Source organism: Paenibacillus sp. FSL F4-0097 (assembly GCF_038593125.1).
Classification (GTDB): Bacteria; Bacillota; Bacilli; order Paenibacillales; family Paenibacillaceae; genus Paenibacillus_AQ; species Paenibacillus_AQ odorifer.
The window spans coordinates 2868955-2881291 of sequence record NZ_CP151965.1; the positions used below are offsets into that span (position 1 = coordinate 2868955).

Consider the following 12337-nt stretch of genomic DNA (forward strand, 5'->3'; position numbering starts at 1 on the left):
GTTATAGTCAAAAAGCCTGAACCCCATCAATAGGGATTCAGGCTTTTTGAATGATTTCTTTTAAAGCATGGGAAGCTTATAAAACACGTTGCATATGGAGGATTACATTACTCCAATAACCTGAGTCGAGGTCACTGATCTGAACTCCGGGTTCACCCCAGGTGTGGATAAACTTTCCGTCTCCAATGTAAATACCGACATGACCAGGTATAGCATCACTTTCAAATCGACCGGGAACGGTAAAGAAGATAAGATCTCCTACATCCAGTTCGCTTCGACTTACACGGGTACCTAAATTGTCCTGATCTTTAGCTAAACGAGGTAAGCTGACTCCGAATTTTTTGAATACATGCCTTGTAAAAGAAGAGCAATCAAATTTTTTGGTTTCTTCATAAGATCCAGCGCCAAAGTCGTAGGGAACACCCAAGAAATTTTTGGCAAAAGAGATTAACTCCTGTTTATCCGCTTCAGAAATACTTTGAATGCGTAAAGATTTAGATTCACTCGTGGATTCGACCGTCGATAATTTTTCGATAGTCTTACGTTCGGACGGTGTAGCAATGTTTATCTCACCCGACTGGGGATTCCAGCCTACTTCTGTTTGCAAAAATTTGGACAAGGCTAAAGGGGTGATATAGATTTGCCCTTCTTGCCGTCTAGGGGCTTGTGGCAGTGTGATTTTTTCCCCAAGTGAGAATACCTGTGGAGAGCCAGGGCGCAGCATATACATAACATCGCTATAACCGATTTTAGTGTATCCATCACTAGAACCATCATCCTTCATCCGATATCCGAGCGAAGTAACCGCAGGCTTGAGTGGAATCCAGTACTTTCCCTGAGCGTCAGTAATTGCAGATTGTTCATAATAACTGGAGGCATTTTTACCATCAGGAGTTAGCGCGTTAACCTTAGGTTTTTGCGATTGAGAAGAATAACCGCAGGATGAACTCGTTAAAGCGACAGCAAGCAATACAGTAGCGGTGGTTAGTAGTCTTTTGTGATTATTAGCCATTTAACACGCTCCATCTTCAAACTGTAAATTAAGTTTGTGCAGGGCGATTTTTTTTATGTAAAAGAAACGAAGGCAATCGCTGTAAGAGACAACCAAGCATTACCTCTTTTGATGTCATATATTCTTCAGAATTTGAAATCTATGGAAATATGATAAGTGATTGACGGATAAACAACCTCCATATAATATAGGTTTAATAGATTTCTATCATTAATGTGAGGTACGTGTAAGCTTATGCTTTAATGCTTTTATCGATAAAAGTGATAATGCTGAGTCGCTCACCTTGATGTATGCGTTAATAAACTAATGAAATGGGGTACTTTGATGAAAAAGAGAAACATTTTGGCGGGATTAAGCTTATGCTTCATGCTCGTAGCAGCTGGTTGTGGCAACAATAACACCGCTGAAAACTCAGGAAATGCAGCGAATTCCGGTAATTCCCCTACGAATGCAGGAGCAGCAGATTCAAAAACGTACAAAATTGCGATCTCACAATATGTGGAACACCCCTCACTCGATGCTACACGCGAAGGAATTCTCGCTGCTTTGAAGGATGCGGGAATCGTTGAAGGCGAGAACCTGAAGGTTGACCTTGAAAATGCTCAGGCTGACCAAGCGAATAACTTGTCCATTGCTCAAAAGATTGCCGCTGACTCAAATGATTTGGTATTGGCAATTGCAACGCCTTCCGCTCAATCAATTGTTCAAGCACTCAGCAAAGTAAGTAAGGATACACCGATTTTGTTCGCAGCAGTAACTGACCCACTCGACGCAAAGATTGTCACGGATCTGGAGCATCCAGGTGGAAATGTATCAGGTGTATCGGACACCAATCCCGAAGCGATTAACAGATTAATGCAATTTATAGCTACCCAATTTCCTAACGTGAAAAAGCTGGGCATCGTTATTAATGAAGGTGAACCCAATGCAGTAATTATGGCTGAGATTGCTAAAAAAGAATTGGATAAGCATGGAATCGAGCTAGTGAAGGCTGCCATCACGAATACCTCTGAAGTCAAACAAGCTGCGGAATCACTTGTGGGTCGTGTAGATGCATTCTACATTACTTTGGATAACACAGTCGTAAGTGCAGTGGATACCATTATTCAAACGGCTAATGACAAGAAAATCCCGTTCTTCTCCAGTGACCGTGATACGGTTGAAAAGGGCGCTTTTGCCACCGTTGGTTTTAAATATTTCGATCATGGTTATCAAGTGGGTCAAATGGCCGTGGATATCTTGAAAAATGGTAAAAAGCCAGCTGATATGAAAGTAACCATGCAAGAAAAACTTGATCTCATTCTTAACCTGAAATCTGCAGCAGCACAAGGCATAGAAGTGACTGATGCAATGAAGGCAGAAGTTGCCGATCAAGCTAACAATATTATTCAATAAGCCATTATATAGGGGCGATTTCGTGAGAACGCCCCTTTCCGCTCGAAGGAGGAAGTCATCTATGTTAAATTCGATGCTCGGGGCCGTTGAAATGGGTTTGCTTTACGCATTTATGGCTTTAGGTGTATACATTACCTTTCGTATTCTTGATTTCCCTGATTTGACTGTAGATGGGAGCTTTACCACTGGTGGCGCCATTGCCGCTGTTATGATTACTAACGGTTATGCACCATGGCTTGCTACCTTGGCCGCTATTGCTGGTGGAATGCTGGCAGGAATGTGCACGGGCCTATTACATACGAAAGGCAAGATTAATGGACTGTTATCCGGTATTTTGATGATGATTGCACTTTATTCCATTAATCTGCGGATATTTGGTGGCAAACCCAACTGGTCTTTAATGGGCGACACTACCTTGTTCACTTCCATTGATCCTCTGCTCGTACTGCCGTTTGTAGTTATTTTTGTGAAAATAGTAATGGATTTATTCCTGCGTACGGATCTTGGACTTGCGCTGCGGGCTACCGGAGATAATGCAAGAATGATCCGTAGTCTGGGTGTAAACACGGATAATACCACTATTCTTGGTGTCAGTTTATCCAATGGAATGGTGGCGCTCTCGGGAGCGTTAATTACTCAGTATTCTACTTTTGCGGATTCCTCCATGGGTATTGGGATGATTGTAATCGGGTTAGCTTCGGTGATCATCGGTGAAGCCATATTTGGTGCCAAAAATGTATTTCGGGCCACACTGGCTGTTGTGCTCGGATCCATAGTTTACCGGATCGTAGTTGCACTTGCCTTGCGGGTACCGTGGCTTAAAGCTTCGGATCTTAAGCTGATCACAGCAATTATCGTTATTTTCGCTCTTGTATTCCCGTCGATTCAGCGTTTCCTGAAGCAGAAGAATATGGCGCGGAGGCGTTCCGTTGAATTAGCTGAGCAAGCGCTAAGCAGCAAGAGAGGAGGCACCATCGATGCTTAAACTGGAGAACGTATCTAAGCTGTTCAATCCCGGAACACCAGATGAGAAAATAGCGCTGCTCGGCATTGACTTGGAGCTTCTTCCCGGTGATTTTGTCACCATCATTGGAAGTAATGGAGCTGGTAAATCTACGTTGATGAACATTATTTCCGGTGTCATGAAGCCGGATCTGGGTACAGCCAGCATTGAAGGAAATTCAATCAGCCATTTGGCGGAATTTCAACGGAGTCGCTGGATCGGCCGGGTCTTTCAGGACCCAATGGCGGGTACGGCTCCACATATGACGATTGAAGAAAATTTAGCTATGGCTTATAAAAGAGGCAAAAGCAGAGGGTTAACCTTTGGAGTAAATAAAGCAAAAAGAGCTTTATTTCGCGACGAGCTAAGCCGTCTGGGGATTGGGCTGGAGGATCGCCTGCGGGCAAAAGTAGGGTTGTTGTCAGGTGGAGAGAGACAAGCGCTAAGTCTGCTAATGGCGACCTTTACTCAACCGCAAATTTTACTTTTAGATGAACATACAGCAGCCCTTGACCCTTCTCGTGCGGAGCTGATTACTAAACTGACAGAGTCCATTGTCCGTGAGATGAAGTTAACCACCCTAATGGTTACCCATAACATGGAGCAAGCCATTCGTCTTGGCAATCGTCTGATCATGATGGATAAGGGCCGTATTATTTTGGATATCGACGAGGTTCGTAAAAAAGATCTTACCGTAGAACGGCTGCTCGGAGAATTCGAGACAATCAGCGGACATAAATTGGCAGATGACCGAATGATGCTTGGTTAGTCTGTTGTAGGTGTGAAGGTAGCTCAATATAAGGGCTTGAAGTGAACTCTGATTCTGGATTTCATTTCGAGCCCTTTTTTACATAGGATTTTTTTCGCCGAGCCATTATACTATCCTTAGCTTTCAGTTCACGTAAATTTACCCAAATGGAACATTATGGTTTATAATGGAATTATAGTGATAATAAATGAAAATTATCATATTTAGGGAGCGGAGAAAACAGATGATTTGGAAAAATGTTAGCGCTTACAGAAGTTCGGGCATTTTCAACAAAATGATACTGATTATTTCCTTTTTGCTTCTACTTTCCTTTTTATTCTCGTTGACCGTTTTGCAATATGTGTATCGTATCTATGACAAGCAAATTTATGAAAAGGCCTCTGAGGTATTGGGGATGTCCTCCATTAGCATCGAGAATGCCCTAAGAGAATTGGATCAGCTTTCTTTTACAGTGGTGTCTGATGAGCAAATCCAAGAATGCCTGCGCCAATTGCAGAATGATCCACAGCCTTATGAAAGACAAGTTCTACATAACAAGATCATAAACAGGCTGGTTGCTTTTGCAGGGGCAGAGAAATACGTTTATTCCATGATGCTGATGGATACGAGTGGCGGAGTAATGACTGCGGGCAATCGTGAAGGGGTATCACAGGATCTGCAGGATCAGTTAAAGCCGTTAGCTGCGGAAGCTAGCGGGAGTATAGTGTGGTATCCGCAAGGAAACAGAAATTCACTTTTGGCGGTTCGGCAGATTAAATCTTATACAGGGTCAACGTTTACGCTGGATGATCTGGGAACACTCGTGATCCGTATTCGGATCGATCTAATCATTGCGGATAGTACGAGCGATACCGACCAATTAATAGCTGTTGATGCCACGACGGGACAGGCGATCTATCCTGAAGTACCGATTCTTTTGCCAGAAGAGCTTAAAGAAGAGACAGAACGTCCGGAGCTATATCGCACGGCCAAATATCAAGAAGGTACTTATTTTATAACCAAGACGAAATCATCTTATATAGATTGGATCTACATCAATGCAACTCCATTTAATGAGATGTTCAAACATATTACTTTTGTCAAAAAACTGGTCGTCATCATATTCGCACTAATCTTATTAATTGGTCTCCTTTTAGGCTACAGGCTTGCTCGTAGTATTGTACGTCCGATCTCTAAGCTGACCAAAAAAATGAAGCAAATCGAGAAGGGCGATCTGGACAATCTGGAGGAACAGTCATTAGGTGTGGTTTCACAGACTGCGCAGGACGAGGTTAGTCAGCTAAACCGGACTTTTAAAATGATGATCCGCAGGATCAGAGAGCTTATTGATGAGAACTATGCGAAGCAGCTGATTATTAGAGAGACCGAGCTGAAAGCATTACAGGCACAGATTAATCCGCATTTTTTGTACAATACACTGGAATCGATCAATTGGTTAGCCAAAATGAACAAACAAGCCAAAATCTCAGAAATGGTAGAAGCGCTCGGTTACTTGTTCCGCAGCTCTATTGGTCTCAAGGATCCGCTAATTACACTTGAAAAAGAGATCACTATCGTGCGAAATTATGTCATTATCCAGAAAACACGGTTTGATGAGAGGCTTGATTTCCGGATGGATGTACCTGAAAATCTGCATGATGCATTAATTCCGAAGCTGACCTTGCAGCCTTTAATCGAAAATGCTATTCGCTATGCGCTAGAGCCTAATATTGAGCCGTGCACCATTTCTATAACAGTTAGTGAAGAAGATCAGGGCCTCGATATCAAAGTCAGTGATAATGGACCGGGGATGAGCGCTGAATTTATCAAAGATTTACAGATGGGGAGAGTTAAGACACGTGGAGAAGGCATCGGCTTAGCTAACATCGCGGAGCGTATTCAAATCGTCTTCGGCCCTGAATGGGGCACAGTCATAGAAAGTGAGCCGGGTCAAGGAACAACTATACATGTGCGTATACCTTACTTAAAAGGAGTGCTAGAGAATGTATAAACTGCTGCTGGTGGATGATGAACGCTTGATTCTGGAAGGGATATCGCAGGTTGTGGACTGGGGACGAGCGGGAACAGAGCTTGTAGGCACGGCACGGAACGGGATTGAAGCTTTGGTGAAAATTGAGGAGCTTAACCCTGAAATTGTGATCACGGATATTTCTATGCCTGGTCTAGATGGCCTGGGACTGGTGCAAAAATGCAGTGAACGATTTCCAGACGTGAAATTCGTTATGCTGACTGGTTATAAGGATTTTGATTATGCTTGTATTGCTATGCAGAACGGGGTCAAACATTATCTTTTAAAGCCGTGCAATGAGAATCAGATCCATGAAGCACTGATTGAGCTGGTAGCGGAACTCGATGAGCAGAAGAGCAGAGGCGAATTCGTAAATCGTATGAAACAACGTCTTCAGAAGGTATTGCCCCATGTGAAAGAACAATTTTTGAAGGAATGGATCTCTAATAAAACTTATGGAAGTCAGGATCTAGAGTATTATCAGGAACTATTCGGCATTGAACTTAATGACAAAACGGTGCGCTTGCTCCTGTTCCGACTAGAAGGTTCTTACGAATATGAGCAATTGTTCGCTCTGCAAAATATTGCCCAGGACGTACTTCAGGAAACACTCCTGAGTGCGACGATAGGTGGTCATTTATTAATATTACTGGAAGATGAAGGGAATACGGTGCAGAATAGCTCCCTGCTTAAACGTATCGCTGAAGTAAGAGAGGTATTCTGCAAGTTTTATAAAATGGATGTGACAATCGCGATTAGTGATGCTGACCTTATGATTCATTCCCGGAGATTGTATCGTCAGACCTTGCAGTGCCTGAACCATCGTTTTTATTTGGAGGCGGGCGGTTTGATTACCGGGAGTGATATCCCAAGTGATGAGCTAAGTGGAAGAAATGATATCGAGCTAGATGAAGAGCATATTTGTCTACTTATAAAAGCAGGCGATCAAAATACGGTTGAGCTGGAATTGGAACGATTATTCAACTTGCTCGCTGATGAGCGGTTAGATATTAACGTGACGCGTTCTTATGTTTTACAGTTATATTCCGCTATGATTCGTTTAGCAGTCCCTGATGAAAGAAATAGCTTCACATCGGGCTTGGCGGAGCTTGCCGAAATTAGAACCTTGGGAGGTTTAAAAGCATACGTCAAAGAGGCAGCGGTTCGCTTAACAGCGATGTATGACCGACATTTTAGTTCCCGGCAATCACTTATTGTAGACAAAATGTTCAAAATTATCGCAGAGGATTACAAGAATGCAGAGCTGTCGCTTAGCTCGGTCGCTGCTGAAATGTTATATATGAATCCCGACTATCTCGGCAAAATTTTCAAGAAAATTACCGGGGAGAAATTCTCGAATTATGTAACCAATTACCGGATTGCTAAAGCATCGGAGCATATTTTGAGAAGTGGGGATGTAAGAGTATTTGAGCTGGCTGAAATGTTCGGATTCGGTGGAAATGCACAATATTTCAGTCAGGTATTTAAAAAAGTAACCGGCCAGACCCCTACAGATTTCATGAAACCCCCTCAAGCGAACTGATTATTGAACAAACAAGACGGTTTTTTGTATTCAATAATCACGGAATATTTGAGAAAATTTAACCAATGAAAGCGCTACCTAAAGGGATCAGAGCCTTTACACTATCATAGGAAAAGGGGACATGAAATTGAAAAAGAGATTCGCTTTACTAGCCGTACCATTATTGCTGTCGTCGATGTTAGCTGGTTGTGGTGGAGGTAACAACAATAACAATGCTGCCGCTACGGATTCCGCTACAAATACTCCTTCAGAGACGAAACCTGCGGCTACGACCTCAGCAGAACCAGTAACCTTGCGAATCGCATGGTGGGGTGGAGATACAAGACATTCTTATACACAACAAGTTATCGATATGTATGAAGCCAAATACCCGAATGTAACCATTGAGCCTGAATATGCATCCTTTGATGATTACTGGAAAAAGCTTGCTCCGCAAGCCGCTGCAAATAGGCTTCCTGATATCGTTCAAATGGATATTTCTTATATCAATCAATATGGATCTAACGGACAGCTCGAAGACTTGAAACCTTATTTGAACTCTCAGATTCAAGTCGGCGATGTGAATGAGAACGTGCTGAGTACTGGAGTGATCGGTGAGAAGCAATACGGAATTCCGTTAGGGGTTAACGTACTTGGTTTTCAATATGATCCAGAATTGCTGAAAAAGGCAGGTGTTGATTCTATCCCAGAGAACTGGACTTGGGATCAATACAAGGAAATCGCCGCGAAAGCTAAGTCGGCTGGACTGTATATGGATGGTTCCATGGCAGCAGACGTGTTCTTCAACTATTATCTGCGTACAAAAGGGCTGGCACTCTATAACAATGATGGTTCCGCACTTGGTTATGAGGACGATGCGTTGTTCACTGACTTTTTCGGAATGTTGTCTGGTTTGATTAAAGATGGAGCGGTCCCATCACAAGACAAACTGAGCCAAAATAAAGGGGTTATTGAAGAGTCGGATATTGTTAAAGGGACAGGTATCGGTGTATGGCAATGGTCGAACCAATACGTTGCTTTGCAAATCGCTGTAAATCGTCCTATGGAGCTGGCACAAATGCCTGGTCCAGATATGGATAAAGGGCTTTACATGCAGCCAAGTATGTACTGGTCAATTACTTCTAACTCTAAAGTGAAGGAAGAAGCAGCGAAGTTCGTTGATTTCTGGATTAATGATGTGGAAGCTAACAACCTGATCAAAGGCGAACGCGGAGTACCAATTTCAAGCAAAATCAAAGAATCTGTAGCTACACAATTAACTGATTCCGGTAAGCAAGTATTTAAGTTTGTTGCTGACATGGAGCCTACTACTTCACCTATGAGTCCACCGGTAGGATCCCCAGAGGTTGTAGCACTGCTTACAGACCTCGCTGAACAAATGAACTTCGGAAAAATCGACCCAGCAGCAGCAGCGGCACAGTTCCGAAAAGAGGCGAACTCTATTCTCTCCAGCCGTTAAACGTAGGGTAACAGATAACTATACTGCGTCTCACATGGGAAACGGCATGCCATTTCGCTAGGCGGCATCCCGTTTCCCATATTATTCACATAAAAAGGAGTTGGAGACCCTTGGCCTTAACGAATCCCCTACCTTCGAATCCATTGGCTGTTAAGAAAAATAAGTTGACCGGCCGGCGGTTACGAAGCAACCTTACAGGATATGCCTTCATCAGTCCGTTCGTCATTGGCTTCCTTTGCTTCACACTGATCCCAATGATCATTTCGCTGTATCTCTCTTTTACTAAATACAATTTATTCGCTCCACCTAAGTGGATTGGATTTGATAATTACATCAAAATGTTCTCCAATGACCCGAAATATTTGCATTCACTAAAGGTAACCCTGCTTTACGTATTTATCGGTGTGCCTTTACGTCTAACCTTCGCATTATTTGTGGCTATGATTTTAAATACGAAATCGCGTATGGTAGGAGCTTATCGGACAACTTATTATTTACCTTCTATTATAGGTGGCAGTGTGGCGGTCTCCATCATGTGGCGTAATATTTTTAGTGATACTGGAATTATTAACGGTATGCTTGGCTTTTTCGGGATTGGTCCGGTAAGTTGGTTTGGCAATCCGAACGCTGCGCTTATTATGTTGATAACTTTATCTGTGTGGCAGTTTGGCTCATCCATGTTAATCTTTCTGGCAGGTCTCAAAAATATTCCTGGTGAAATGTATGAGGCAGCTAGTGTAGATGGAGCCGGATTCTTCAGAAAGTTCTTTAAGATTACTATGCCACTCTTAAGTTCTGTAATTCTGTTTAACCTCGTTATGCAGACGATCAGCGCATTTATGACCTTTGTTCCAGCTTATATTATCTCTAAAGGTGAAGGCGGACCTATGGACGGCACTATGTTGTATTCTCTCTATTTATTCCGTCAGGCTTTTATGTTTAATAATATGGGTTATGCTTCGGCTATGGCTTGGGTGATGTTGTTGCTTGTCGGCATCATGACCGGAATCTTGTTCAAGACATCCAAATCGTGGGTCTTCTACGAGTCGGAAGGAGGAAAATAATCCATGGCGAAAATTAAACTGAAATGGCCGCTTTATCACATCCTTATAGGTGGCCTCGCTATCGTTATGCTGTATCCGATTCTGTGGATGATCATGAGTTCTTTTAAAGAGAGCCGGCTTGTGTTTGTTACAGCGCAGCACCTTATACCTGATCCATGGGAATGGGGGAACTATGCTAAAGGCTGGGAAGGTATTGCAGGTTACTCCTTTGGTGTCTTCATCAAGAACTCTTTCGTAATTGTCATTGTCGCAACACTGGGCGCAGTCATTTCATCTTCACTGGTTGCCTTTGGTTTTGCCCGCAATAAATTTGTAGGCCATGGCTTATGGTTCGGAATCATGATGATGACCCTGATGCTTCCTTCCGATGTGGTGCTCGTCCCTCAATACATTATCTATGCCAAATTGGAATGGCTCGACAGTATCAAACCGATCGTTGTTCCACAGTTCTTCGGTGTCCCGTTTTTCATTTTCCTAATGCTGCAGTTTATTCGGACCATTCCTGTTGAACTTGATGAAGCGGCTACCATCGATGGTTGTGGGAAATTTGGACTTTATTTCAGAATTATACTTCCGCTTATCCGTCCTTCTATGGCTACTGCGGCAATCTTTTCCTTCTATTGGCGTTGGGAAGACTTGCTTGGACCGGTATTGTACTTGAACTCACCTTCTAAATATACAGTTTCGATGGGGCTGAAAATGTTCCTGGACAGTGAGTCCGTATCCAACTGGGGTCCAATGTTCGCCATGTCTGTTCTAAGTTTGGCACCAGTCATGATTATCTTCTTTATCTTCCAAAAGCAGATTGTAGAAGGAATCAGCACCAGTGGTTTGAAAGGTTGATTTCAGCAAATGAATATAAATGTTTTGAATCTCTAATTAAGAAAGGTGCGGCTGAATTTGGATAGCTATCGTTTTGATTTTGGGATTAAGGAAGCTGAGCCTGGCTACACCAAAATTCGGCCGGACACATCTTATTCTAAGGAAATAGGGTATGGTTTCACTTCTGATTCCACCGTCTTTGGTCGTTTCAGAGGGGGAACAGATATACTGCGAAGTGATTGCTGCATCCCACAGAAAGCAGTTTTTCTTCTGGATCTCCCGAATGGGATCTACCGTGTTACGCTGCTGTTGGGTGATGCTCTGGCAGAGACCAGCACATTTATCAAAGCTGGAGAAGGCAAGTTCGTATTGGACACTCTAAATGTGCCTGCGGGCCAATATTTACGCGAATCCTTTGCAATTAGAATTAAGGATGGGCAGCTAAAGCTATCGTTCTCGGGTGCGGCACCGCGTATTAACGCCTTGGACATTCAGATGGACAATGAAGCGCTAGTCTTGTTTCTGGCGGGAGATTCCACGGTGACCGATCAAGGGGAAGAAGGTTATCCCTATGCGGGGTGGGGTCAACTGCTGCCACGCTGCTTCAAAGCGGGAATAGTTGTTGATAACCGAGCACTTTCTGGACGCAGTTCCAAGAGTTTTATTGAGGAAGGGCATTTGGAGGGCATTGCCGCAGATATCAGACCCAGAGATTATCTGTTCATCCAGTTTGGACATAATGATTCCAAAACTGATGATTTAAGACATACCGAGCCCTTTACTACATATAAGGAACATTTGCTCCGGTTGATTACAGTCGCCCGAGAAGCGGGGGCCTATCCGGTTCTTGTGAGCTCTGTACATCGGCGAAGATTTGATAGTGAAGAAGCAATTGTAGACACGCATGGAGATTATTTAATCGCCATACGGGAACTCGCAGATACCGAGCAGGTTTCACTGATTGATTTAGCCGAGAAGAGCCGCAAGCTCTTTGAAGCTTATGGCTCAGAGGGCTCAAAAGATTTATTCATGTGGAGCTATCCAGGAGAATTTATTGCGCATCCAGGTGGCGTGCAGGATAATACACATTTTCAGATTTTAGGGGCTCGTCTTCTAGCTGAACTTATAGTGGAAGGGATCCGGGAAGCCGGATTAAACGATCTCATCATTCATCTTCGTCAGGGAGAATAATAATCCTAAAGGAAAAGTAAATATCTGTCGGTTCAACTTCTGTATGCAAGGTTAAGGTTAAGGAAAGAACT

The 12337-nt window shown here is 43.2% G+C and carries 10 protein-coding genes; 9 read left to right on the forward strand and 1 reads right to left on the reverse strand.

Annotated features, from left to right (window positions below; genetic code table 11):
* Positions 1-76: 76 nt before the first annotated feature.
* Positions 77-1012, reverse strand: coding sequence for an NlpC/P60 family protein (locus tag MHH86_RS12800; protein ID WP_036686216.1), 936 nt, complete (start codon positions 1010-1012; stop codon positions 77-79).
* 324 nt (positions 1013-1336) lie between these two features.
* On the opposite strand from MHH86_RS12800, the gene MHH86_RS12805 reads away from it, so the two are divergent.
* From MHH86_RS12805 to MHH86_RS12845, 9 genes are all read left to right on the forward strand, one after another.
* Positions 1337-2407, forward strand: coding sequence for an ABC transporter substrate-binding protein (locus MHH86_RS12805; protein WP_036686217.1), 1071 nt, complete (start codon positions 1337-1339; stop codon positions 2405-2407).
* A gap of 61 nt (positions 2408-2468) precedes the next feature.
* Positions 2469-3392, forward strand: a complete 924-nt coding sequence (locus tag MHH86_RS12810) for an ABC transporter permease (RefSeq protein ID WP_036686219.1) — start codon at positions 2469-2471, stop codon at positions 3390-3392.
* Positions 3385-4179: an ABC transporter ATP-binding protein gene (locus MHH86_RS12815; RefSeq protein WP_036686220.1), complete on the forward strand. Its 795-nt coding sequence runs from the start codon at positions 3385-3387 to the stop codon at positions 4177-4179. Before MHH86_RS12810 ends, MHH86_RS12815 begins: the two co-directional genes overlap by 8 nt.
* Positions 4180-4402: 223 nt before the next feature.
* Positions 4403-6169, forward strand: coding sequence for a sensor histidine kinase (locus MHH86_RS12820; RefSeq protein ID WP_036686222.1), 1767 nt, complete (start codon positions 4403-4405; stop codon positions 6167-6169).
* Positions 6162-7730, forward strand: a complete 1569-nt coding sequence (locus MHH86_RS12825) for a response regulator (protein WP_036686223.1) — start codon at positions 6162-6164, stop codon at positions 7728-7730. The genes MHH86_RS12820 and MHH86_RS12825 overlap by 8 nt, the downstream gene beginning before the upstream one ends.
* Before the next feature lie 121 nt (positions 7731-7851).
* Positions 7852-9189 (forward strand): extracellular solute-binding protein, encoded by a 1338-nt coding sequence (locus MHH86_RS12830; RefSeq protein ID WP_036686225.1) that lies wholly within the window; start codon positions 7852-7854, stop codon positions 9187-9189.
* Positions 9190-9353: 164 nt separating this feature from the next.
* A complete protein-coding gene (locus MHH86_RS12835) occupies positions 9354-10253 on the forward strand; it encodes a sugar ABC transporter permease (RefSeq protein WP_036686586.1) in 900 nt (299 codons plus the stop codon).
* A gap of 3 nt (positions 10254-10256) precedes the next feature.
* Complete coding sequence (locus MHH86_RS12840) at positions 10257-11096, forward strand: carbohydrate ABC transporter permease (protein WP_038570347.1); 840 nt, start codon at positions 10257-10259, stop codon at positions 11094-11096.
* A 57-nt stretch (positions 11097-11153) separates the two neighbouring features.
* Positions 11154-12266 carry a rhamnogalacturonan acetylesterase gene (locus tag MHH86_RS12845; protein WP_038570350.1) on the forward strand — a complete coding sequence of 371 codons (1113 nt, stop codon included), beginning with the start codon at positions 11154-11156 and terminating at the stop codon, positions 12264-12266.
* Positions 12267-12337: the final 71 nt, after the last annotated feature.